Origin of the sequence: Kordia antarctica (genome assembly GCF_009901525.1) — a bacterium.
In the GTDB taxonomy this organism is placed as follows: domain Bacteria; phylum Bacteroidota; class Bacteroidia; order Flavobacteriales; family Flavobacteriaceae; genus Kordia; species Kordia antarctica.
Genome location: NZ_CP019288.1, coordinates 4,619,951 through 4,645,059, shown reverse-complemented (window position 1 = coordinate 4,645,059; position 25,109 = coordinate 4,619,951). Strand labels below are relative to the sequence as shown.

Genomic DNA, 25,109 nt, shown 5'->3' with positions numbered 1-25,109 from the left:
TATCATTGCCTATTTGGCTGAAACTATGTTTATTTCTAATTACATGGTTTGTGTTTATGCTTGTTTTTGAAATTATCAGTCAAAGTTTACTTCCTCAATTCTCTGAAAAAATTTCAATAGTATACAGATTACCTATTCGAACAATTAGTCATTTATTTCAATTAGTAGCAACATTAAGTAGTATTTGGTTATTTACTAAATACGTAGACAGAGTTCCGTTTATTTCTATAGGTTTTCATCTAAAAGGAAGGTTTACAGATATTATTTCTGGCATATTTTTAGGTTTTGCCATTATGGCGATTGCTTTTTTTCTATTAATTAATTTGAATGAGATTACGTTCGATTCCTATTTTGTAGATACAAAGTCAATTTTATTTTCCATACTATTCTTTATTTCGGTTTCCGTTTTGGAAGAAGCTTTATGCAGAGGCTATCTTTTGAATCAGTTATTACAAACGTCCAATAAATACGTGGCGCTTATATTAACTTCTGTCATTTTTACGGCGTTACATTCATTTAATCCAAACATGGCAACAATTCCTGTGTTGAACTTATTTCTTGCGGGAATCTTGCTAGGAATCACATATATCTACACAAAAAACTTATGGTTTCCGATTGCGCTTCACTTTAGCTGGAATTTCTTTCAAGGTCCAATTTTCGGTTTTGAAGTCAGCGGACAAAAATTGTATTCTATCATTCAACAAACCCGAATGGAAGATAATTTACTAAACGGCGGAAAGTTTGGATTTGAAGGTTCGCTTCTTGCAACATTATTCATGAGTATTACAATTTTTGGGATTTGGAGATATTATAAAAAGAAATCAAAACGCACATTGAGTGGAGTCGAAATGTAGATTGCTTAGATTTTTAGACGCGTTTCACTTTTAGACTGTTAGAATTTTTAGACGAAACGTCATCGCGAGCGTTTTGAAAAAACGTGTGGCAATCTGTTTCTCGATAAACAGATTACTTCATTGACGAATAAATTTGTAAGTGATTCAATTTTGGTGTAAATTTACACCAAAATTGCATTATGGCTAGACAAAGTATTTCATTTACACAACCAAATGACGAATGGCTTAAGAGTCAATTAGATAGCAACGAATATTCTAGTAAAAGTGAACTCGTTAATGACCTTATTAGACAAGCTAGAAAACAACAAGTCCAAATTGATTGGATTAGAGCCAAAATTGATGAAGCTGAAAAAGGCGGTTTTACAACTAATAGTAAAGAACAAATTCTAAAAAAATCTAAAGAATTATATCTTAATGAATAGTTATAAGTTAAGTGATAAAGCTGAAAGCGATTTGATTAGAATTCATCAATATGGAATTAAAAAATTCGGGATGATTCAAGCTGATAAATATTTTGAAACATTTTTTGAATATTTTGAAACTATAGCACAAACACCATTTTCTTTTGAATCTGTTGATTATCTTAAAAAAGGATACAGACGTTGCGTGTTTGGTTCAGAAAGTATCTATTTCAGAATTAATGAAGATGTTATTGAAATAATGACAATCGTTGGAAGACAAGATTTGAATAGTATTCTATAAAACATTCGCAATCTGCTTCTCGATAAACAGATTACTTCGACTTCGCTTAGTACAAGTACTTCGTCGCAAACTCCTCGTAATGAACGTTTGAATTAACGATTGCTGATTGTTGATTGTTGATTGTTGATTGTTGAAGTATCATATATCCAACAAAAAACGAACTAACGAATGAACCAATGAACAAAAAAGTGAGCTTTGCGAACAATCCAAATCAACGAATAAACTCATAAATTTTTAAACTAATTCCTAAGCATGTTAGCGAAGAAACTATTATTTTAAAGCAAAATCGCTACAATTTTGAATGTTTCTGTTTTATAAATTGAACAATATTTCTCTTTTTGTTTTATAAACTGAACAATACTTCTCTTTTTGTTTCAGTACTAATCCGTTAATTTAGACTCATTATTAATCTTTAAAACATTTAATTATGAAAAAAAGAAATTTAAAAACATTAAAGCTTGAAAAGAAGTTAATTTCTTCATTAGATCTTAAAAAACAAGATTCAGTAAAAGGTGGTGGAAATTCAGGTTATTACAATAGTAGATGTTGTTATCAACATTAATATTCTAATTTTAAAAGCGAACTTTGATCATAACTGACTTCGGTTCGCTTTTACTTTGTTCTTTTAGTATCCTAAAACTCTTAGTAAGTATTTTGAAACAATAGTTCTAATCTCCAAAACCAAAAAAGCCATCTAAAGAATTTCTTCCTTACATGACTTTTCAAATATCTATAAAACTTCACAAAAACAGTGAGTTTTTTGAAGTGTCTAATTGACAAGTTAACTTATAGTTTCAATGTACTTCTCAATAGTTCTATTGAGTTTATCGAAGTGCAATTTTTCTTCATTTCATTAAGACTCTGCTCAATGTAACACATTACGAAAAACGATTGTTGATTGTTGATTGTTGAAGTATCAAATCTCCAACAAAAAACAAATTAACTAACTAACGAATCAACAAAAAAGTGAGCCTTTCGACTTTCGCTCAAGATAAACCAAGGCGAACAAACCCGCAAACCAACATTTTCAAATCAACACATTTTTAAATTGCCACATTAATTAGCGAAGCGATTCCAAACTAGCTTTCAAAGTCACAATCTTAGCTTCTGAATCTGCTACAATTTTCTTTTGTTTATTTACAACTACTTCTTTCGCATTACTTACAAATTTCTCGTTGTTCAGCATTCCTTGCGCACGTTTTAAGGAGCCTTCTGTATATTCCAGTTCTTTCGTTAGCTTTTCAATCTCAACGTCAATATCAATTGCGCCTTCCATCGGAATAAAATATTCATTCGATTTTACTCTAAACGACAAAGCACCTTCCAACTTTTCATTACTATAACTGATGTTTTCAACATTTCCAAGCTTTGCAATTACTGCATCTAAAGCTGCTGTTGAGTGTTCATTATTCATCACCGTTACTGATAATGCATCTTTTTGTGGAATATTTTTCTCTTTACGAATTGTTCTAATTCCAGAAACTACTTCTTGAATCATTTCGAAATTCACTAAAATCTCTGAATTAACTTCTGCCGTTTTTGGCCAACTTGAAACAACCAACGCTTCTTCTTTACTTCTCGTTGCCATACGTTGCCAAATATCTTCCGTAAGGAACGGCATAAACGGATGTAAAATCTTTAAATTATCTTCAAACAGTGAAATTACTGTATCATAAGTTTTTTTATCAATTGGCGAACCGTACGTTGGTTTTACCATTTCCAAAAACCACGAGCAGAAATCGTCCCAAACTAATTTGTACGAAATCATTAACGCATCCGAAATTCTGTATTTACTGTATTGATCTTCTAATTCTATAATTGCTTTTTGGAATTTTGATGTAAACCATTCTATAGCAATTTTCGCAACTTCTGGCTGTTCGGCGGTTTCGCTTACTTCCCAAATTTGGGTTAAGTTGTATGCATTGAAAACTTTATTGGCGAATCCTTTTCCTTGCTGACATAAGCTTGAAGTATAAATTGGTTCTTTTCCTTCCGCTTTCCATGTATCAATTTGTTTCGGCTTTAAAACTTCTCCATTTTCATCAACTTGATCAAAATCGAATAACAAATCGTTTCCTGCGGCAGAACTTAACAACAATCCTACACGAACTCCATCGGCTCCAAATTCTTCAATTAACTTTAAGGCATCTGGTGAATTTCCTAACGATTTCGACATTTTACGACCTTGCTTATCGCGCACCAAACCAGTTAAATATACATTGGTAAATGGTTTCATATCGCGGTATTCGTATCCGGCAATAATCATTCGGGCAACCCAGAAAAATAAAATATCTGGTCCGGTTACCAAATCGTTTGTTGGATAGTAATACTGAATTTCTTCATTTTCAGGATTTCGAATTCCATCAAAAACACTTATCGGCCACAGCCACGAAGAAAACCACGTATCTAATGCGTCAGAATCTTGTTTTAAATCGGCAATTGTTAAGTTGTTATTTCCTGTTTTCGCTTTCGCTAGATGTAACGCTTTTTCAGCCGTTTCAGCAACTACGAAATCTTCTTTTCCGTCGCCAAAAAAGTATGCGGGAATTTGTTGTCCCCACCAAAGTTGACGTGAAATGTTCCAATCGCGAATGTTTTCCATCCAATGACGATAGGTATTTTCAAACTTTTTCGGGAATAATTTTACTTCTCCATCTTCTAAAACTGCTTTGATTGCAGGTTTTACCAACTCTTCCATTTTTAAAAACCATTGATCTGATAATCTTGGTTCAATCACAGCTTTGGTTCTTTCCGATGTTCCAACTTTATTAATATGTTGTTCCGTTTTAATTAAGAACCCTTTTTCCTCAAGCTCTTTTGAAATTTCTTTTCGAACTACAAAACGGTCTTTTCCTTCATAATGCAATCCAAAACTATTCAGCGAAGCATCATCATTGAAAATATCAATTACTTCCAAGTTGTGCTTTTCGCCTAAAGCTTTATCATTCATGTCGTGCGCAGGCGTCACTTTTAAACAACCTGTACCAAATTCGATGTCAACATATTCGTCTTCAATTATAGGTATCACACGGTTTACCAACGGAACAATTGCCTTTTTCCCTTTGAGATGTGTATAACGTTCATCATTCGGGTTGATACAAATTGCAGTATCACCCAAAATCGTTTCTGGACGCGTGGTGGCAATCGTTACTTTTTCGTCACTTCCTTCAATGGCATATGACAAATAGTAAAGATTTCCTTGTTTTTCTTCGTAAATTACTTCTTCGTCAGACAATGTTGTTTTTGCTTCAGGATCCCAATTTACCATGCGATATCCACGATAAATTAGTCCTTTTTTATATAAATCAACAAACGTTTTAATTACAGATTCTGACATATCGTCATCCATGGTAAACTTTGTTCGTTCCCAATCGCAAGAAGCACCTAATTTTTTAAGTTGTTCTAATATGATTCCGCCATGTTTATCTGTCCATTCCCAAGCGTGTTTTAAAAATTCATCACGCGTTAAGTCTGACTTATTTACGCCTTCTTCTTTTAATTTATGCACAACTTTAGCTTCCGTTGCAATCGACGCGTGATCGGTTCCAGGAACCCAACAAGCGTTGTAGCCTTTCAATCGTGCGCGTCTGATCAATACATCTTGAATCGTATTATTTAGCATGTGTCCCATGTGCAAGACTCCTGTGACGTTTGGTGGCGGAATTACGATTGTATACGCTTCACGTTCGTCTGGTTCTGAATGGAAATAATTGTGCTCCATCCAATATTGATACCATTTGTCTTCGATCTTACTTGGATCATACTTTTTTGAAATACTCATCTTTGGTATTGTTTTTGTAATATAGTTGGCAAAAGTACTTATATCTGTACTATTTAAAAAGTGTTTTATCACTTTTGCATTTAATTGTTAAATATGCGTAAATGATACAGGTAAATCAGTATTTTATGAAACAAATTTGTGAGATTACAAATAAGTACCTAATTTTACATTAATACTAAATATAAAAATGATGAAAAGAATAGTCGCAATATTATTTGTAGGTTTATTTACTTTCGCTTTACAAGCACAGGAAAAGACTGCAAAAATCGAATTTAAAAGTGAAGTAGTAGATTACGGAACTATTGAAAAAGGTGCCGATGGTGTACGAGTTTTTGAATTTACAAACACAGGAGATGCTCCTTTAATTATTACAAGAGTATACTCAAGTTGTGGATGTACAATTCCTAAAAAACCAGAAGGACCAATTTTACCAGGAAAAACTGGCGTAATTGAAGTAAAGTACGATACAAAACGTGTTGGACCAATTAGAAAGACAATCACTGTATATTCTAATGCTGACGAGCCAACAAAAGCGATCAAGATTAAAGGAAATATTACTGATCCAAGCAAAGAAAAAAGTATCATGCTAAAAGATAAATCAGAAATCGAATCGTAAGTAAAACTACATTATAAAGTATAACGCCTTGTCATAACGATAAGGCGTTTTTGTTTGAATGAATTAAAAGATTGAAAGATTTAACAATTGAATAATACCAACAGGCGAAGCCGATACTAACATACTAAAGCGAAGCGTTTCTAGTTTAAAAGTTTATTGGTTTATAGGTTTATCTAATGTGTAAATAATTCACATTCTAAAATACTAAGAGCGATAGCAATACTAAAGTCGAACTTTTTAATAAATGATTTAAAAGCTATCGACTAATTTACAAAAGAGCATACTGACTTGCACATTATTTCTTAAAATCAAAAAACAGTGTCGACAAACAACCTTGAATCATTGAATTTTTAAATTCTTGAATTGAGCGAAGCGATACTAAATCAAAGTACTTCTTCCAATCGAAATTCAAATTTCAATACTGATTTTCCACGTATGACTTTAATGCGCATTTTTTTATTCTTCTTTCCTTGTAGCAAACCAGATACTTTGCTAAGCGAGTATGTATGAACATCACGCCCATTAATGGAAACAATAATATCGCCTTCCTTAAGACCTGCATTTGCTGCTGGTGAATTTTTTCGAATTTCAGCAATTTCAAATGCTTTTACCAAACTAAATTTGTTGTAATGTTCATATACAACACTCACTTCTCCAATAGTACTGCTATTTCTTCCGTAATTTGTTTGTATGTCACCACTTCGCTTTTTTTCCTCTTTTATAACGCGCATTCCATTATGTTGCAATTCTATTCCGCTCATATTGTAGCGAAAAGGTTCTGAGAAATATTTACTTTTTTTGAGTCGAATTCTTTTATTTCCATAATCGAAAATAACTCTAAAACGTTTCAAAATTTCGCCTCCAAGACTTCCATTTCGTTCTTTAAAGTTTTTCACATACGTTATTGCTGTAGAATCTGGAAACGCTACTTTGGCATTTTCAAATGAAAAATTGCCTATACTAAAATTTTTTACACGTGCTCTTGTTCCGTAAATACTTCCGCTTAATCCTCTTCCTAAGAAATCTGGAAAACTTTTCTCAGGTACATTAATCCTTTTTTCAGTGTCTTTAAACAGCCACAATGCGTCACTTCCGCCAGAATCTATCAATAATTTTACAGGAATATTTGGCACTTCATTGTCTTCAATAGTAACATTTACGTCTATATAAGGTTTGTTATTTCTGAACGTAAGTGGTAAATCTGTACATTTCTTACACGAACGATATTCGTAGGATTCTGGTTTATAAAATTTTATCTTTTCCGTGTTGTAATTAATCTCAACAATAAAATCTTTAAATACATCATAACCAATAATTCCGTGTACAGGAACGCCTAAACGTGTGGACATATTAATATTTTTATCGAGAATGATATATAATTCTAAATTGAGTTTTTGAATATTTTTTATTTTGAAAGAGTTCGATCGTGCTTTTACGGCTGTGATTGTATTTCCTGATCCTAATCCGCGAAGTTGTATGCGTTCTTTTTGTTCAATAGTAAGTGAATCACCAGGCTTCAAACTGAATAAAATTGGTTTATTTACGCCAGAATCTAATAAGAATGACATTTTTATTCCATTGATTTCTACTGGAATCACAATGAGGTTATTTATCAATTTAAACGAAACAGAAGCTTTATCTTTTCCATTTAAAATTTTAAAATCGTTTTGTGCTTGCGTAATCCCGCAAATACAAATCAGTATAAGAACGATATGTTTTTTTAGTATATACAACTATTGAGAGGAGTTTTGGTAACAAACCAATATACGAAATTTACTTTTCCTATCCGAAAATTTCGCAATTTTTAACGTTGTTTAAAATGTACCCTTTATTGATCTATATGTAAAATATATTTTGCAAATTTGTGATTACTAAAACTCAAGGTTATGCCAACTATTTCCAACAAAGGAATTACAATGCCACAATCACCAATTCGTAAATTGGTTCCTTATGCTGAAAAAGCCAAAAAACAAGGGAAAACTATATATCACTTAAATATTGGTCAGCCTGATATTAAAACACCACAAATTGCACTTGATGCTGTAAAAGTTCACAACTTAGAAGTGTTGGCATACACTAAATCTGATGGTTCTGAAGAATATAGAACAAAAATTGCACACTACTACTCACTTCACAATATACACGTTAATGCTTCAGACATTATTGTAACAACTGGCGGAAGTGAAGCCTTGGCATTTGCCTTTGGAAGTACGATGGATGTTGGTGATGAAGTCATTATTCCCGAACCTTTTTATGCAAACTACAACGGATTTTCTGTAGCGGCTGGCGTAAAAGTAGTTCCCGTAATTTCTAAAATAGAAGATAATTTTGCGTTGCCTCCTATTGAAGAATTTGAAAAATTAATTACTCCAAAAACAAAAGCAATCTTAATTTGCAATCCTGGGAATCCAACAGGATATTTATATACAAAAGAAGAAATACAAAAATTAGCGAAAATTGTTAAAAAGCATGATTTGTTTTTAATTGCAGACGAAGTATATCGTGAGTTTGCATATGACGGATTGGTGCATTATTCCATTATGCAAGAACCTGATTTAGAACAACATGCCATTATGATTGATTCAGTTTCAAAGCGTTACAGCATGTGTGGCGCGCGAATTGGTTGTATTGTTTCTAAAAATAAGGAGTTGATGGCTACTGCAATGAAGTTTGCACAAGCACGTTTATCTCCGCCTACATTTGCCCAAATTGCGAGTGAAGCCGCTTTGGAAACTCCGCAAAGTTATTTTGATGATGTAATAGATGATTATGTAAAAAGAAGAAATACACTCATTGCTGGATTAAAAGAGATTGAAGGCGTTCGTGTGGCAAATCCGAAAGGTGCTTTTTATTGCATTGCCGAATTGCCTGTTGAAAATGCGGAAGATTTTGCAAAATGGTTGTTAGAAAGCTTTGATTATAAAGGTGGAACAATCATGGTTGCGCCTGCGGCTGGATTTTACTCTTCGCCAAATACAGGATTAAATCAAATACGAATTGCTTACGTATTAAATGAAGAAAGTTTAGTAAAAGCTGTCGAAATATTGAAAGAAGCACTAAAAGTATACAACGCTAAATCTTAAAAAGATACGATTTGATTTCTATCCAACATGACATTTCTTTAAAGGAATTTAACACGTTTGGCATTTCAGCGAAAGCGAAATACTTTATTTCAATTGCTAACAAAGCGGAATTGATTGAAGCATTACAACTACCACAATTTCCAACCTATTTTGTACTTGGTGGCGGAAGTAATATGTTGCTTACGCGCGATTTAGAAATTCCTGTGTTACATATTAATAGCAAAAGAAAAAAAGTCATTGAAACTTTAGAAAATGACGTTTTAGTGGAAATTGAAGCTGGAGAAAATTGGCATGAATTTGTACTTTGGTGTATTGAAAATGATTTTGGTGGCGTTGAAAATTTGTCCTTAATTCCAGGAAACGTTGGAACTTCGCCTATTCAGAATATTGGCGCATATGGCGTTGAATTGAAAGATACGTTTGTCAGTTGCACTGGAATTGATATAGAAACGCAAGAAGAAAAAATATTTACACTTCGAGATTGTAATTTTGGATATCGAAATTCAATTTTCAAGAATGAAGCGAAAGGTAAATACATTATTACGTCTGTAATTTTCAGATTGACATATAAAAATCATCACTTAAATACTTCGTATGGCGCAATTCAGCAAGAATTAGAAAGCAACAAAATTACAAATCCTACGATTAAAAATGTGAGTGATGCAGTAATTGCAATTCGCGAACGAAAATTACCGAATCCGAAAGAAATTGGAAATAGCGGAAGTTTCTTTAAAAATCCTGTCATTTCGAAGTCAGATTTTGAAATTTTACAAAAAAAACATTCAACTATTCCGCATTATGTAGTTTCAGATACTGAAATTAAAGTTCCTGCTGGTTGGCTCATAGAACAATGTGGTTTCAAAGGAAAACGATTTGGAGACGCTGGCGTTCATAAAAATCAAGCGTTGGTTTTGGTCAATTATGATAATGCAACTGGCGCGGAAATCCTCGCATTAGCGAAAAAAATACAAGAAACTGTTTTCTCGACATTTAATATTGAGATTGAAGCGGAAGTGAATGTGATCTAGTTATCAGTTATCAGTTATCAGTTATCAGTTATCAGTTATCAGTTATCAGTTATCAGTTATCAGTTATCAGTTATCAAAACTAAAAAATTAGTGAAATCTGTACTATCAATTTTCAACTTTTATTCAAATAAATTTCGCCACTTTGTACTTCCCTAAATAGTGTTGACCGTTTTTTAGGTTAATATTTCATTGTTAAAAATAGTAATAACTTTTCTTTGTTGGCTAGCCAACAAAGAAAAGTTTGTTCTAAATTGAGTAGGTATTCTTCTCTCAATATTATTGTGCAATCTTTTTTCATTGTAATTATTGACTGCTTTTTTAATCATTCTTTTTAGTTGAGTAAAGCTTTTAGGCTTCCAGTAATTAAGATACTCTTCTTTGATGGTTCTATTTATACGCTCTGCATATGCATTATCTTGTGCGCTTGTCGCCATGCTTATCATTGTATTGTTTTGATTTAATATCTTAATGTATCCCTTGTATGTATACTGACTACCTCTATCAGAATGATGAAACTTCGGTGGCGGATGTACTCTTAAAGCCATTTGTAATGCCTTTACATTAGCGGTAGCTCTCATATGATCTGTAACACTATAACCAACGATTTCTTTGGTATAAACATCTATAATAAAAACAGCGTAGTAATGTTTTCCATCTACTTTAATATAGGTAATATCACTCTGCCAAATAATATTGGGCGCATTAACCTGCATGCCTTTGATAAGATTTGGATAGTAGATTTTACCTGCAATAGTGGTTCGTTTGTAATTCTTCTTTCGCTTTAAACGATACCCTAACTGCATCATTGTTTCTACAAAACGATCTCTACCAATAAAATCTGGTGCTAAACTATAATACATTTTCTCAACCCCACAACCCGGATGTTCCTCTCGTAGCTCATCTGCTTCCATAACTAGCTGTACTAACTTAGTATCAAAAATTTCTTGACGCTTTTGATACTGAAATACCGCTTGTTTACTGATGCCGATGGTTTTATATAACTCATTTAAACTATAAAACATGGCTACTTGTTTTTTGGTGAACTTTTGGATGGTGAGGTGTTGAAGTTTTTTTTGATATCAATATTAAGTTCTTCTTTAGCGACTTCCATCATCGTCTCTAAATAATCTACCATAATCTGTTTACGACCTAAAGCGGCTTCTAACTCTTTGATCTTTGATTCTAAAGACTTTACTTTTCTAGTACTACTTGATTTGTGTTCCACTACGCGATATCCTTTTTGGTTAAAGTTAGAAAATTTATAAACCCATCTGTAAATAGCTGAATTGGAAATCCCATGAAGTTTTTCTAATTCAGGAACGCTATGTTTACCTGACTCAAATTCTAAAACTAGTTGTTTCTTAAATTCAATACTGTACTTACGATGTTTACGGACACTTCTTAAATTTGCTTTCATTGTTAATCACTCTTTGTTAAAAGTGGTCAACTTATATCAGGGACGTACACTTTTCACTTTTCACTTTTCACTTTTAACTTTTAACTTTTAACTTAAAAAAAGTAGGCTGAGCCTTTCGACTAAGCTCAAGATAAACTAAGTCGAAGTCACTTCTTCGGCGGATAATCTTCCAAAACTTTCAACAAAACCATTCTAAAATACGCTTCACGTTCTTGTGGTGTTGCGTTTTCTTTGTAATAACCTTCAGCTACAGCTTGCCAAAATAATTCATCTTTTCGGACATCTATAAAATCAAATACTAATTGCTGATTTAGTTTGTTGCTTCCAATTGGTAATCCAACAGAAATTCCGCCGCCACCGCTACCAATTCCAACGCCAACGCCGCCACTATTTCGATTTGGTTCAAATGCGCTCGTTTCAATATTAATATAAAAATCAGGCGTTGCTGTTCTTACAAAACCGCGCGATTGCAGAATAGAATCTGTCTGACGAAACAAACGTTTATTGTCTAACTCGCTTAAACCTGTTTGTATATCTGGAAAGAAATTATACGTTTTATACGTTGCAAAATTTACATTCTTATCATAATCATATACAACTCTTGGTGCTGTACACGACACAAATACGATTGCAATTAATACCATTTTCACATACTTCATAACTATTCTTTTTCATTAAAATCACTAGGACAAGATAGCAATAATTATTCCATAAAAAACCGTATCTTTGCACCAGATTTATTGAGGATATAAAATTCGGATCAGATGAAACTTTTAGCACTAACAATTGGTTTATTAATGCTCGGTGTTGCAGGAATTGCAATCAAACTTTGGGCAAAAAAAGATGGAGAATTTGCAGGAACATGTGCAAGTCAAAATCCAATGTTAAACAAAAATGGAGAAGCTTGCGGATTCTGTGGAAAAACGCCTGATAAATTTGAATCTTGTGCCGAACCAGAACATAAGTAAGTCTTAATTCCATTCATGCTTACACTTCTATTCTACATTTTTATAGCAATTACGGCTATTCAAGTCATTTACTTTTTAATTTTTGGCGCATTCGCTTTCGCGAAAACAAAAAAAAGTAAACAATACGACATTCCAGTTTCTGTGCTAATTTGTGCTAAAAATGAAGCTAAAAATTTAGAAACATTGCTTCCAGAATTATTACAACAATCGTATAAAAATTTCGAACTTGTTTTGATAAATGATGCTTCTTCTGATGAAACCTTGGAAATCATGAAGCGTTTTCAAAAGTCAACTAACAACATCAAAATTGTTGATGTAGAAAATAATGAAGCTTTTTGGGGAAATAAAAAATATGCCTTGACACTTGGAATAAAAGCCGCTACCAACGACTTTTTAGTCTTTACAGATGCAGATTGTGTACCAACTTCCAAACATTGGTTGACAGAAATGACACAGCATTTTTCAAGCAAAAAGAAGATTGTAATTGGTTATGGCGCTTACGCGAAGAAAAAAAATTCGTTCCTCAACCTTTTAATACGGTTTGAAACATTTATGGCGGCCGTACAAGCATTTAGTTATGCAAAAATGGGCATTCCATATACGGCAGTTGGACGAAATTTAGCGTATCATAGAGACGAATTTTACAGAGTTAACGGTTTTGTGAATCATATGAAAATACGTTCTGGCGACGACGATTTATTCATCAAAGATGCCGCAACAAGTAAAAATACAGCAATTTGTTTTTCTAAAAACAGTTTTACCATTTCAGAACCAAAAACAAGTTTTAGCAAGTGGTTTCAACAAAAAAGAAGACACGTCAGTACATCTTCTCACTATAAATTCATTCATAAATTTTTACTCGGAACTTTCTACTTAACGCAGTTTCTATTTTGGACAATTGCTATCTTTTTATTTTGCACTTCATTTTGGCAAATGGCATTGTTGATTTTCGCCTTTAGAATTAGCATTCAATATTTCATACTAGGTTTCGCATCCAGCAAACTCAAAGAACAAGACACACTTTATTTGCTTCCGATTCTCGAAATCTTTTTAGTTATCATTCATTTTGGTATCTTTATAGCTAATTTGACTTCAAAACCCACGCATTGGAAATAACAGATACGATTCTGAAAGCAAACATTCAAAAAGCTAAATTGGGCGATCAAGTGGCTTTTAATTTTTTGCTTAATTCTTTTTGGAATGATGTGTATGGTTTTCAACTGAAACGTATTCGTAATGAAAATGATGCGGAAGATATTACGATTCAAACCTTCTCAAAAGCATTTGATAAAATTGAAACCTACGATGAAAACTATAAGTTTAAAACGTGGTTAATTACGATTTCTAAAAATGTGCATATTGATTTTCTTCGAAAGAAAAAGAAATCGATTGAAACTACAAAAGAACAGGAAGAAGAAGTCTATCAAATTGTTGATGACGGACCAACGCCAGAAGATAAAATTATTACAGAGCAAAATTTAGCGAAGCTTTTACGCGATATAAAAAAGCTAAAACCACATTACCAAGAAGTAATAAATTTGCGCTATTTTCAGGAATTGAGTTACAAGGAAATCTCGGAACAATTGCAAGAACCGATGAATAATGTAAAGGTGAAATTATTGCGTGCTAAAAAGTTATTGGCAGAAATTATTCAGAAGAAATGAAAGCTTCCTTTCTCAAAAAACTCGGCCCAGGATTATTATTTGCAGGCGCGGCAATTGGTGTTTCGCATTTGGTAAATTCAACGAAAGTTGGTGCCGAATTCGGCTTTGGATTGCTTTGGGCATTGTTATTAGTGAATCTGTTTAAATATCCTTTCTTTCAATTCGGACCAAGATATGCAGCCGCAACTGGCGAAAGTTTGTTAGATGGTTATAAAAAACTCAGCAAAGGTTTATTGGTTGCATACTTTATCTTATCATTTGCAACGATGTTTACGATTCAAACTGCAGTTACCATTGTCACTGCAGGATTGGCTTCTCAACTTTTCGGAATAGAGCTTAATTTGGCAATTTGGAGCACAATTATCACTGCAATTTGTTTAGGAATTTTAGCAATTGGGCGATACAATATTTTAGATAAACTAATGAAAATAATTATCGTTACATTGACGATAAGTACAATTATTGCTGTATTTTTTGCGCTTTCTAATGGAAATGAAGCATTAACTACGGGGCAAATTTTCCCAATCGAAGCAGGCGGAATTACACTTTTAATTGTTTTTATGGGTTGGATGCCAGCTCCGCTAGATATTTCAATTTGGCATTCGCTTTGGGCAATTGAAAAGAAGCAAGAAACAGAAAGTTTTACGCCAAAAACTGCATTATTCGATTTTAACTTTGGATACATTATCACAATAATTCTCGGAATCTGTTTTATGGCTTTGGGCGCGTTTGTAATGTTTGGCTCTGGAACGGAATTTTCGCCAAAAGGTGGCGTTTTTGCTTCTCAACTGATTGATTTATACACACAAAATTTAGGAAGCGGAACGTATTTAATTATCGCAATTGCAGCATTTACTACGATGTTTAGCACAACATTGACAACTTTGGACGCTTCGCCGAGAGCAATGGCAAAAGCAAGTCAATTATTATTCGGAAGATTTATAAAACACAGTTATATTTTTTGGATGCTCATTTTAGTCTTCGGAACAATTTTAATTCTGACACAATTCTTAACCGAAATGTCAACCTTAATCAAACTTGCGACGATTCTTTCCTTTGTCACAGCACCTTTTTATGCAATTTCAAATTATATTCTGATTACAAGTAAACACACACCTGAAGAATGGCAACCGAAACTTGGATTGCGCGTGCTAAGTTGGATGGGAATTTTGTTTTTGACTGGGTTTTCGGTTTGGTATTTAGTTACGATGTAGTTATGAGTTATGAGTTATGAGTTATGAGTTATGAGAAAAAACGAAGAACAAATCAACAATAACCGAAGAACAAAAAAACTAATTAACACTTCGACTTTAGTTTATCTTGAGCGAGAGTCGAAAGGCTCAGTGTAAACAAATAAACGAACACACAAATACACAAAGAACAAATTTTTAAGCAATAAAAGACAAACCAACAACTACCAAATATAAAACAGATTCTTTGTATCTTCGCACTTCATTTCATATTGAATAGAAAACGATTATGAGTACAGATGCAACTGCAAGTGTATTGCCACCAAAAGGAAAACCGAAATGGCTTCGTGTAAAACTTCCAACAGGAAAGAAATACACCGAACTTCGTGGATTGGTTGATAAATACAAATTGAACACAATTTGTGCCTCAGGAAGTTGTCCAAATATGGGCGAATGTTGGGGCGAAGGAACTGCAACTTTCATGATTCTTGGAAATGTGTGTACACGCTCCTGCGGATTTTGTGGTGTGAAAACCGGACGACCAGAAACGGTTGCTTGGGACGAACCTGAGAAAGTAGCGCGTTCTATTAAGATTATGCAAATAAAACACGCGGTTTTGACTTCGGTTGATCGTGATGATTTGAAAGATATGGGAACTATTATTTGGGCAGAAACTGTAAAAGCTGTCCGCCGGATGAACCCAACAACAACTTTGGAAACATTGATTCCCGATTTTCAAGGAATTGAACGTCATTTGGATCGTATTGTAGAAGTTTCTCCAGAAGTAGTTTCACACAATATGGAAACAGTTCGTCGCTTGACGCGTGAAGTGCGAATTCAGGCGAAATATGATCGTAGTTTAGGGGTTTTAAAGTATTTGAAAGACCAAGGAATTAATCGTACGAAATCGGGTATTATGTTAGGTTTGGGCGAAAGAGAAGAAGAAGTGATTCAAACATTACACGATTTACGAGAAGTGAATGTAGATATTGTAACACTTGGACAATATTTACAACCAAGCAAAAAACATTTACCTGTACACGAATTTATTACGCCAGCTCAGTTTGACAAATACCGTGAAATCGGACTCGATTTAGGTTTTCGTCATGTTGAAAGTGGCGCGTTGGTACGTTCGTCTTATAAAGCGCATAAGCATATTCTTTAAAATTTAATTGAAAGATTAAAGGATTTAATGATTGAAAAACGCTTACGTGATGCTGACGAACACTGAGCTTGTCGAAGTGTGCCACGAATGCACGAATTATTTTGGAAACGTCACTGCGAGGAGTTTGCGACGTGGCAGTCTGTTACTATTTATATACTAAGTTTTCTTTGAAACAGATTGCTTCACTGCGCTCGCAATGACGAAATTGATTGAAATACTCAAAACGTCTTTTCGAGTGGATTTTTCATTGCGTAGCAGAATAAGAAATTGTACTTCGACAAACTCAGCAGAACTATCGAGAAATACATTAAAAACTAATAGACTTTTGTAATTCAAAGCAGTTCTGGATACTTCGACTCCGCTCAGCACAAGTACTTCCTTCTCGACTCAACTCGAAGTGACGCGCTGTGCTTCATTGCGTATCAAGAATCTCTTATTCAAAAATCTAAAATCAACAATCTTCAATCGTTCATCATTTTTTCCCACAATTTCGTATCTTGTATTCGTACAGCAAATTGCACACACAACACAACTATACGAAAGGCGCAGCATGAATAAACCACAAGAGATTTTAGAATTAGAAGAAGTTTATGGGATTACGTTGACGGAGACGAAAAATGAAGGTGATATTACACAGTATGAAAAGTCAAACTTATACCTTTTAGATGCGAATGCGCAAGTGATTGGTTTGAATTTGAACGATAATGAAATTACTAAAATTCAAAATCTTGACAAACTCACTCAACTTGAAGTTTTAAACTTATCTAAAAATAAAATTTCAAAAATTGAAAATCTTGACAAACTAACCAATCTTACGGAATTAAGTATTTACAATAATCAAATCTCAAAAATTGAGAACATTGAGAAACTAACCAACTTACAATGGTTATATATTTCAGGAAATCAAATCTCAAAAATTGAAAATCTTGACAAACTAACCAATCTTACGCAATTATATATTTCATATAATCAAATTTCAAAAATTGAAAACATTGAAAAACTAACGAATCTTACACAATTAGATATTTACAATAATCAAATTACAAAAATTGAAAATCTTGAAAAACTAACCAATCTCACGAAATTAGATATTTCATCTAATCAAATTGCAAAAATTGAAAACATTGAAAAACTAACCAATCTTACGAAATTAGATATTTCATCTAATCAAATTGCAAAAATTGAAAACATTGAGAATCTAACCAACATTTCTAAATTAAATATTTCAAAAAATAAAATTTCAAAAATTGAAAACATTGAAAAACTATCGAATCTTACTCAATTAGATATTGCAAGTAATAAAATTACCAAAATTGAAAACATTGAGAAACTAACCAATCTTACTGAATTATATATTACAGGGAATCAAATTTCCAAAATTGAAAACATTGATAAACTAACCAATCTTAATGAATTATATATTTCAATGAATCAAATCTCGAAAATTGAAAACATTGAGAAATTAACTAATCTTTCTAAACTTAGTATTTGGGGAAATCAAATTACTAAAATTGAAAACCTTGAAAAACTAACTAACATTTCTCAATTAGATATTTCATTTAATCAAATTACTAAAATTGAAAACATTGAAAAACTATCGAATCTTACTCAATTAGATATTTACAATAATCAAATTTCCAAAATTGAGAACCTTGAAAAACTAACGAAACTTACTCAATTAAGTATTTACAATAATCAAATTTCCAACATTGAAAACATTGAGAAACTAACTAATCTTAGGCAATTAGATATTTCATCTAATAAAATTTCCAACATTGAAAACATAGAGAAACTAACCAATCTTACTAAATTATATCTTTCAGATAATCAAATTTCCAACATTTATCTTTTAAAACAAATTTTAAATCTTCAAGCGTTACGCTATTTAAGAATCCATAATAATCCTTTTATTGAAGAACAAAATTTAGTTTTAAAAGAAGGTGAAAATCATTTAGACACTATCAAAAATGAACTCTATAAATTAGAAGAAAACACAGAGCTTATACAACTTCCAGTAAAAGTAATGCTGTTAGGAAATCATGCTTCTGGGAAATCTACATTGCTTCAATATATCCGTACCAAAAGTTTTCGAAAAAGTAATCGAAGTACGCATGTGTTGTCTGTAATTCAATCGCGAAAAAAAATCAACTTTAAACTTCCGAAAGCTATTTTTTATGATTTTGGTGGACAAGATTATTATCATGGTATTTATCAAGCATTTTTTACGCAAGAAGCAGTTAATATGCTGGTATGGAATCCAAAAAGTGATGCTAATAAATTATTAGAAAAAGATAGCAACGAATTGAGCACACGAAATTACAATAGAATGTATTGGTTGGCACAATTGCAATATTCTTTTTTGAAAAGATATGATTCGCTTAAAACTTATATTGATCCGCTATTGTTGGTACAAACCCACGCAGATAAACATCCTTTGAAAAATAATTGGAATGAAACCTTTGATCTAAATAATGTAATTGATGAATTTCATGTTTCATTAAATATAAATCATAAAACCACTCGAAACACTGCTGCTTTAAACCATTTGACAGCTACGTTTTGGGATGTTGTTGAAAAACAATCTTCTAAAAAAGAGGAAAAAGAAAGAAAAGTTCCTGAATGGTTTCCTGAGTTTTTACATTATATTTTAAAGAATAAACAAAAAGAAAAGCATGTAACTTTAACAGAAATTAGTAAACAATTTGAACGTAAAAAACTTTCTGAAATTAAAAAAATTACATTTTTAAAAGAAGATTTGGAACAATTGGCACGTAAAGGTTTGTTATTGTATTATAAGAATGATGATGAATTAAATGATGTCGCTTGGCTAAATCCTGCTGCAATTGTGAAACATATTCACAAGACTATTTTATCTAAAAAAAGCATCCAAAATAAAAAAGGAAAACTAACAAATACTGAATTTGATGTTTTAAAAGTTGATTCAAAAATACGCCGTTTGTTATTGAATGAGAAAGTGTTGTTTCACGATACAATTAATGAAGAATACATTATCCCCAACTATTTACCCTTGACTTCTGATGATACAGAGATTTATGATTTGTTAAAGTTTGACTTTAATAAACCTACATTTGTATTAAAGTTTGAACGTTTTATTCCGTTTGGATTGATCAATCAATTGATATGTCATTATGGGCAAAATCCTGATAAGAAACACTATTGGCGCGACCAGTTGATTTTTACCATAAATGATCAGTTTAAAGTTTGGATTCAGTTAGACTTTTCTAAACTGACGATTTCTGTTTCTATTAAACCAAGAAAAATAAAAGATCCTGAATTGAACGATTGTATTCAGAAGATATTTAGAGAGATTTTGTATTTGTATTGGAACAAGACAATAAATAGATTTAGTGAAGAGGAAGTAGAAAATGATTTAAAACAAAACATTCATTCTGAGAAACTTGAAGCCAATAAACTTTTAAACAATCATTATAAAGAAGAGTTTAAAAAATTAACTAAACCTAAAGATTTATACCTTTCGGTAGATGGAACTCATTTTGTTCATTACAAAACGTTAGACAATTCTAAGAAAACGCACGAAAGTATTAATTCATTTCCATTGAAAGAAGAAGAAAAACTGCATTCTAAAGAAGATGAAAAGAGTGAAAAATTAACAAAATTCTATTTAGATAAAACCGCAGGAAGAACACAACGCAGTTATAAATACCGCAATTTTACTGACAATCCAAACATTAAAAAAATGAAAAAGATATTTATTTCGTATTCCCGAAAAGATGTGGAATATAAAGACGAATTGCGAAAGCATTTAAACATGCTAAAAATCTTTGATGTTGCCGATAATTGGAGTTGTGAAGATATTACAATTGGCAAATGGCACGATCAGATTCAAAAGGAATTGGAAGAAAGTGATTTGGTGATTTTTATGTTGTCGATTAATTTTTTTGGCTCTGATTATATTCTAGATCAAGAAGTCATTAATACGATGAATAATATTGCAGCAGGTTCCGAGAAAAAAGTACTTTGTGTTATCGTGAGTAAGTTTGCTGGTTTAGAGAATTTTGATGAAGAAAAAATGAATTCAAGACAAAAAGCGATTATAAAACTCGCTTCTTTTCAATATGCATCTTATTTTAAAGAAGAGAATAAACTTACTGGAAATAAAGAAGAACGACTTATCAGCCTAAAAGAAGCAAGTAGATTAGGAATTTTGGACGAGCAATTGACAAAGGTGATGGAGAAAATTATGAAAGAAATTAGTTGATTACATTTCGACAAGCTCAATGTACGAGGTTTAATTATTGAAAGATTTGCCACGAATTCACAAATTATTTTTTAGTACTCAAAACGTCTTTTCGAGTGGTTTTTCGCAATGAAATGAAGAAAAATTGTATCGAGAAATACTCGTTTTCAAAACTGTTCTCGATACACCAAATCACAGATTTGTCACTCGAACTGACGGTTTGTGATTTATATAGTATTCTAACTTTTAAAGAAACAGATTACTTCACTCTGTTCGCAAAGACGCTCTACAACAAACTTTTACATTTAAAATTTAGCATTCAACATTTATAATTTCAAAAAAGTCTAGATAAGCGGAATTTCATTCGGTTCTATATAATCATTTTGAATTGCGTAAATAACCAATCCTGCAATGTTTCTAGCTTCCGTTTTTATGAAGAGATTGCTTTTATGTCCTTCCACAGTTCGTGGTGTGATGAAGAGCTTCTCGCCTATTTCTTTGGCGGTTTTTTGGAAACAAATCAATTTTAAAACTTCTATTTCTCTTTCGGTGAGTTTGTTTTTTTCAATTAATGTTGGTTTCGGACTTTTGTGAGATATTTGTTCGCGCAAAACTCCTAATTGATCGTCCATAAAGTAAAATCCTTTGTCGTAGATTTCTCTGATAATTTCTAATAATTGTACTGGAGATATTCCTTTTGGAATGAACGCCGAAACGCCTGTTTTTAGCATGAATCCCATAAAAGAACGTTTGTAATGCGATGTCATTAGTATGACTTTTATACTTGGATAGTTTTGTTTTAGAAACTCAGTTACTTCTACGCCGTTGATTCCTTTCATGTTTAAATCGAGAATCATAATATCGGGTAACGCACTTTCTGTTGCTAGTTTTTCCATCAACATTTCTCCGCTATCTGCTGTGTAACAAATTTCTATATTTTCTTGATTTCCTAAAAAATCTTGCAAAAGCGACACAATTAACGCGTCATCATCTACCAAAGTAATTGTTATGATATCTTTCATTTTATTAGTTTTTGAATAGAAATAGGTTCGTCGTTCCTTTTTTGAGTTCCGATGTTACTTTGTAAATTCCTTTTAAGTATTGTACGCGCGTTTCTATGTTTTTGGTTCCTAAACCTTTGCTATTTTTTTCCACATCGTAGCCGTTTCCATTGTCACTGATTAGTAACGCCATATAGTTTTTTGTCTGCTTCAAATGTACTACTGCTTGCGTAGCATTTGCATGTTTTATAATGTTGGTAATTATTTCTTGAATGATCCGTGTGATTTGCACTTTGAAATCATCTGTATCGTTGGTTTCTTGTCGAATATCATAGATAGCCGTTATTAAAAGATGTTGTTCCCAAGGATATAATATCTCTTTAATTAATTCTGGAAGCTTTGTATATTCAATTAATGGCGGACTTAAATCGTGTGAAATTCTGCGAGCAATGTTGATACTTTCATGAAGCGCATCAATGGTTTTCTGATCTTGCTGATTAATTTCTTGCTGCATTTTTATAGCTGTCAATTTTCCAATTAATCCATCATGAATATCGGCAGCAATGCGATGACGTTCAATTTCTTGTGTTTTAATAGTTGTTTCTAATAAGTTTTGTTGATACGCCAATTGTGTACGCGCTTCATTTTCTTTCGCTTTAATTATCTTCTTAAATATCGCACGCACCAAGAAAATGATTGTTGTTAAAAGAACCACTAAAAATAATCCGACAATAATAATCCAAAGAATTATTGTTTCTGGTTTCTGCCATGTTTCCATATGAAATAAGTTAGGTAGGAATAAAATAAAACGAGTACTAAAACATGTGCCATCAACACATAAACAGCCAAATAAGATCCTTCATTGATTAAAAAATTTATGGGCAATAGAAATAAAAATTCTAATGCAAAAAAGCATAAAATTATACTGTTTAATGATAAATAATGTGCTTCTCCTTTGTATAGTTTTTCTTCATCTCGAATTAATTCGAAAAAATAAACCAACGCCATAATTACTATTAATAAAGGAGTTAACGCTTTTGCATACGGTTGAAAAAGCGCTACATTGTTTGCATTGAGATATATTGATTCTGTAAGTGTATATAACACGCCAATAATTCCCAACGTCCAAACCAGTTTTTTATTTTTAGACAGAAAATGATATAATTTTAAAAAAACAATAAGTTCTAATAAGCTTAGTATAAAATATAAGATCAAATTATTTTTGAAAAGTTCACTTAATATACGAGAAGATACATCTATTGCCAAACTTCCAATTAAGAAAAACAATAACAACTTCGTAATCGTGTCTAAATTTTTATAATAATATATTCCTACACTCGCACCTATAAAAAGTACGAGTGGAGAAAGATAGGTAAGGATTTCAAAAAGTGTGTTTAAACTCATTAGTTAATTCCTAGTGATCCTAATAGACCAAAATTAGTAGCTTCGGTAGAAAGATGTCCTTCTTGTCCAAATGGTGGAACTGGTCTTGCCATGTCTCTAAATTGTGGTTCTATACCACCTTCTGTTTCACCTGATCCAGCATTTAAAATGTCATTAGTTTTTGTATTTTCGACTACTAAATCAATCATATATATATTTTCGTTTTCACTAGTAGGTCGTAATGCTAAGTAACATTTATGAGTAGTATTCATCATAAAATCCGCAGTGTTAATTACAAAAGCTTGTATAACATTTCCATTTTTAGAAACGTTATCTAACCAATTATTTCTTATGGAATCATTGCACCAATTATTAATCCAATCGATATATTTTTCATCCGCAGGGTTTTCAGATAAAATTTTAGTCATTTGTGTTGATAATGGAATTGAAAATAATGCTAAATCTTCAACAGGTCTTTCTTTATTTCTTTCATCAGAATCGCTTGGAATCGCATAGAATTGAAGTGCTCCATCGCTATAAGCAAAATATACATGTAATTTATGAGAACAGATACTTGTATTTCCTAAGGATAATGAAAAGTGATTACCAGTGTTTGTAAATAAATTTTTAATTTCTTCAAGATTTTTCAATCTCATGTTGTTCCATGTTGTGATTGAATCAGTAATTGAGTCCGTTGATGCCATAATTTAAGTTTTAGAGTCACTCAATTGTTGATGAGCAACTGGGTAAGTTAGTGAATTATTTAAAGTACATTTAAAAAGAATCTTCTCTCTTCTTGAATACTGTAAATGTAGAGAAAGTAACATATTTCACGACAAGTAATTTTACCTGTTTGCTAAATATGGTGAAAATTACATACTTAAATTTTAATCAAATCCAAATATAGAATAAGTTACTTCTTTGAATATTAAATAGCTAGATAAGTCCAACAATTTAACGTGTCTATTTCAAACAAAAAAATCGTAATTTTGTGCTACTCAAATAAAAACCCGCATGATTAGAGTTGCCATTAATGGTTTTGGAAGAATTGGTCGAAACTTCTTTCGCTTATTAATAGATCATCCAACGATTGAAGTTGTTGTGATTAATGATTTAGCCGACACTCGAACATTAAGTCATTTATTAAAATATGATAGTATTCACGGTGTTTTACAACAAGAAGTGAAACATACCAAAACTGATATTTTAGTTGATGGAAAACCGTTTCCTGTCACGAATATTTCAGACATTACACAACTAAATTGGAAACCATACAATGTAGATTTTGTAGTAGAAGCGACCGGGAAATTTAAAACGCAAACGCTTTTAAATCATCATATTATAAATGGAGCAAAAAAAGTAATTCTTGCTGTTCCGCCGCAAGATGAAGAGATAAAAATGGTAGTTTTAGGTGTGAACGAACATATTTTGGATGGTTCGGAAACGATCATTTCAAATGCTTCGTGTACGACAAATAATGCAGCACCAATGATTAAAGTGATAAATGAGTTGTGCGGCATTGAACAAGCATATATTACTACAATTCATTCGTATACAACAGATCAAAGTTTACACGATCAACCGCATCGTGATTTACGTCGTGCGCGTGGCGCGAGTCAAAGTATTGTTCCAACAACAACTGGAGCTGCAAAAGCATTGACAAAAATATTCCCTGAGTTTTCTGATGTAATTGGCGGTTGTGGAATTCGTGTTCCTGTTCCAGATGGTTCTTTGACAGATATCACGTTTAACGTGAAAAAAGAAACATCAATTGCCGAAATTAATGCCGCTTTCAAAAAAGCATCGGAAACAAATTTGAAGGGAATTCTTTCATACACGGAAGATCCAATTGTTTCTGTAGACGTAATTGGCAACCCATATTCCTGTACATTTGATTCGTTAATGACGTCTGTAATCGGGAAAATGGTGAAAATCATCGGTTGGTACGACAATGAAATCGGCTATTCTCATAGATTAATTGATTTAATCCTATATATTTCAAATAAATAAGTATTTTTGAATAAATTCAACACTTCAT

23 protein-coding genes are annotated in these 25,109 nt (G+C 32.3%); 14 read left to right on the top strand and 9 right to left on the bottom strand.

Features of this window, described 5'->3' with window-relative positions; genetic code table 11:
• The first annotated feature begins 56 nt into the window (after positions 1-56).
• From IMCC3317_RS19525 to IMCC3317_RS23815, 4 genes are all read left to right on the top strand, one after another.
• Positions 57-854: a CPBP family intramembrane glutamic endopeptidase gene (locus IMCC3317_RS19525; protein WP_160131160.1), complete on the top strand. Its 798-nt coding sequence runs from the start codon at positions 57-59 to the stop codon at positions 852-854.
• Between the two features lie 179 nt (positions 855-1,033).
• Positions 1,034-1,276 (top strand): ribbon-helix-helix domain-containing protein, encoded by a 243-nt coding sequence (locus IMCC3317_RS19520; RefSeq protein ID WP_160131159.1) that lies wholly within the window; start codon positions 1,034-1,036, stop codon positions 1,274-1,276.
• The gene (locus tag IMCC3317_RS19515) at positions 1,269-1,556 is read left to right on the top strand and encodes a type II toxin-antitoxin system RelE/ParE family toxin (protein ID WP_160131158.1); all 288 of its coding nucleotides are present in this window, start codon (positions 1,269-1,271) and stop codon (positions 1,554-1,556) included. Before IMCC3317_RS19520 ends, IMCC3317_RS19515 begins: the two co-directional genes overlap by 8 nt.
• Before the next feature lie 427 nt (positions 1,557-1,983).
• Positions 1,984-2,118 (top strand): hypothetical protein, encoded by a 135-nt coding sequence (locus tag IMCC3317_RS23815; protein ID WP_262887065.1) that lies wholly within the window; start codon positions 1,984-1,986, stop codon positions 2,116-2,118.
• Between the two features lie 498 nt (positions 2,119-2,616).
• On the opposite strand, the gene IMCC3317_RS19510 is transcribed toward IMCC3317_RS23815, so the two are convergent.
• Complete coding sequence (locus tag IMCC3317_RS19510; protein ID WP_160131157.1) at positions 2,617-5,337, bottom strand: valine--tRNA ligase; 2,721 nt, start codon at positions 5,335-5,337, stop codon at positions 2,617-2,619.
• A gap of 190 nt (positions 5,338-5,527) precedes the next feature.
• Here IMCC3317_RS19510 and IMCC3317_RS19505 point away from each other — a divergent pair, with 190 nt between their 5' ends.
• Positions 5,528-5,953 carry a DUF1573 domain-containing protein gene (locus tag IMCC3317_RS19505; protein ID WP_160131156.1) on the top strand — a complete coding sequence of 142 codons (426 nt, stop codon included), beginning with the start codon at positions 5,528-5,530 and terminating at the stop codon, positions 5,951-5,953.
• Between the two features lie 383 nt (positions 5,954-6,336).
• Here the strand turns inward: IMCC3317_RS19505 and IMCC3317_RS19500 are convergent, their stop codons facing one another.
• Positions 6,337-7,551 (bottom strand): aspartyl protease family protein, encoded by a 1,215-nt coding sequence (locus tag IMCC3317_RS19500; protein ID WP_160131155.1) that lies wholly within the window; start codon positions 7,549-7,551, stop codon positions 6,337-6,339.
• A gap of 288 nt (positions 7,552-7,839) precedes the next feature.
• On the opposite strand from IMCC3317_RS19500, the gene IMCC3317_RS19495 reads away from it, so the two are divergent.
• A complete protein-coding gene (locus tag IMCC3317_RS19495; protein WP_160131154.1) occupies positions 7,840-9,036 on the top strand; it encodes a pyridoxal phosphate-dependent aminotransferase in 1,197 nt (398 codons plus the stop codon).
• 14 nt (positions 9,037-9,050) lie between these two features.
• Positions 9,051-10,064 (top strand): UDP-N-acetylmuramate dehydrogenase, encoded by a 1,014-nt coding sequence (murB, locus tag IMCC3317_RS19490; protein ID WP_160131963.1) that lies wholly within the window; start codon positions 9,051-9,053, stop codon positions 10,062-10,064.
• A 173-nt stretch (positions 10,065-10,237) separates the two neighbouring features.
• Here the strand turns inward: murB and IMCC3317_RS19485 are convergent, their stop codons facing one another.
• The 3 genes from IMCC3317_RS19485 to IMCC3317_RS19475 all read right to left on the bottom strand — a co-directional run bounded on the left by IMCC3317_RS19485 (position 10,238) and on the right by IMCC3317_RS19475 (position 12,140).
• The gene (locus IMCC3317_RS19485; protein WP_160129810.1) at positions 10,238-11,086 is read right to left on the bottom strand and encodes an IS3 family transposase; all 849 of its coding nucleotides are present in this window, start codon (positions 11,084-11,086) and stop codon (positions 10,238-10,240) included.
• A gap of 2 nt (positions 11,087-11,088) precedes the next feature.
• Positions 11,089-11,481 carry a transposase gene (locus tag IMCC3317_RS19480; RefSeq protein ID WP_160129811.1) on the bottom strand — a complete coding sequence of 131 codons (393 nt, stop codon included), beginning with the start codon at positions 11,479-11,481 and terminating at the stop codon, positions 11,089-11,091.
• Between the two features lie 146 nt (positions 11,482-11,627).
• Positions 11,628-12,140, bottom strand: a complete 513-nt coding sequence (locus IMCC3317_RS19475) for a DUF4136 domain-containing protein (protein ID WP_160131153.1) — start codon at positions 12,138-12,140, stop codon at positions 11,628-11,630.
• A gap of 105 nt (positions 12,141-12,245) precedes the next feature.
• Here IMCC3317_RS19475 and IMCC3317_RS19470 point away from each other — a divergent pair, with 105 nt between their 5' ends.
• The 6 genes from IMCC3317_RS19470 to IMCC3317_RS19445 all read left to right on the top strand — a co-directional run bounded on the left by IMCC3317_RS19470 (position 12,246) and on the right by IMCC3317_RS19445 (position 20,708).
• Positions 12,246-12,449 carry a membrane or secreted protein gene (locus tag IMCC3317_RS19470; protein ID WP_160131152.1) on the top strand — a complete coding sequence of 68 codons (204 nt, stop codon included), beginning with the start codon at positions 12,246-12,248 and terminating at the stop codon, positions 12,447-12,449.
• A 15-nt stretch (positions 12,450-12,464) separates the two neighbouring features.
• Entirely contained in the window at positions 12,465-13,565 is a 1,101-nt protein-coding gene (locus IMCC3317_RS19465) for a glycosyltransferase (protein ID WP_160131151.1), read from the top strand.
• The gene (locus IMCC3317_RS19460; protein WP_160131150.1) at positions 13,556-14,113 is read left to right on the top strand and encodes an RNA polymerase sigma factor; all 558 of its coding nucleotides are present in this window, start codon (positions 13,556-13,558) and stop codon (positions 14,111-14,113) included. The genes IMCC3317_RS19465 and IMCC3317_RS19460 overlap by 10 nt, the downstream gene beginning before the upstream one ends.
• Complete coding sequence (locus tag IMCC3317_RS19455) at positions 14,110-15,327, top strand: NRAMP family divalent metal transporter (RefSeq protein WP_160131149.1); 1,218 nt, start codon at positions 14,110-14,112, stop codon at positions 15,325-15,327. The genes IMCC3317_RS19460 and IMCC3317_RS19455 overlap by 4 nt, the downstream gene beginning before the upstream one ends.
• A gap of 265 nt (positions 15,328-15,592) precedes the next feature.
• On the top strand, positions 15,593-16,468 hold the full coding sequence (lipA, locus tag IMCC3317_RS19450) for a lipoyl synthase (protein ID WP_160131148.1): 876 nt from the start codon (positions 15,593-15,595) through the stop codon (positions 16,466-16,468).
• 550 nt (positions 16,469-17,018) lie between these two features.
• The gene (locus IMCC3317_RS19445) at positions 17,019-20,708 is read left to right on the top strand and encodes a leucine-rich repeat domain-containing protein (RefSeq protein WP_160131147.1); all 3,690 of its coding nucleotides are present in this window, start codon (positions 17,019-17,021) and stop codon (positions 20,706-20,708) included.
• A gap of 323 nt (positions 20,709-21,031) precedes the next feature.
• On the opposite strand, the gene IMCC3317_RS19440 is transcribed toward IMCC3317_RS19445, so the two are convergent.
• From IMCC3317_RS19440 to IMCC3317_RS19425, 4 genes are read right to left on the bottom strand one after another with little or no spacing between them, the layout of a single operon-like run.
• On the bottom strand, positions 21,032-21,709 hold the full coding sequence (locus IMCC3317_RS19440) for a response regulator transcription factor (RefSeq protein ID WP_160131146.1): 678 nt from the start codon (positions 21,707-21,709) through the stop codon (positions 21,032-21,034).
• Between the two features lie 4 nt (positions 21,710-21,713).
• The gene (locus IMCC3317_RS19435; RefSeq protein ID WP_160131145.1) at positions 21,714-22,466 is read right to left on the bottom strand and encodes a sensor histidine kinase; all 753 of its coding nucleotides are present in this window, start codon (positions 22,464-22,466) and stop codon (positions 21,714-21,716) included.
• Entirely contained in the window at positions 22,436-23,092 is a 657-nt protein-coding gene (locus IMCC3317_RS19430) for a hypothetical protein (RefSeq protein WP_160131144.1), read from the bottom strand. Before IMCC3317_RS19430 ends, IMCC3317_RS19435 begins: the two co-directional genes overlap by 31 nt.
• Positions 23,092-23,775: a hypothetical protein gene (locus IMCC3317_RS19425; RefSeq protein WP_160131143.1), complete on the bottom strand. Its 684-nt coding sequence runs from the start codon at positions 23,773-23,775 to the stop codon at positions 23,092-23,094. The genes IMCC3317_RS19430 and IMCC3317_RS19425 overlap by 1 nt, the downstream gene beginning before the upstream one ends.
• Positions 23,776-24,085: 310 nt before the next feature.
• Here IMCC3317_RS19425 and gap point away from each other — a divergent pair, with 310 nt between their 5' ends.
• Positions 24,086-25,081 (top strand): type I glyceraldehyde-3-phosphate dehydrogenase, encoded by a 996-nt coding sequence (gene gap / locus IMCC3317_RS19420; RefSeq protein ID WP_160131142.1) that lies wholly within the window; start codon positions 24,086-24,088, stop codon positions 25,079-25,081.
• The last annotated feature ends 28 nt before the right edge of the window (positions 25,082-25,109 follow it).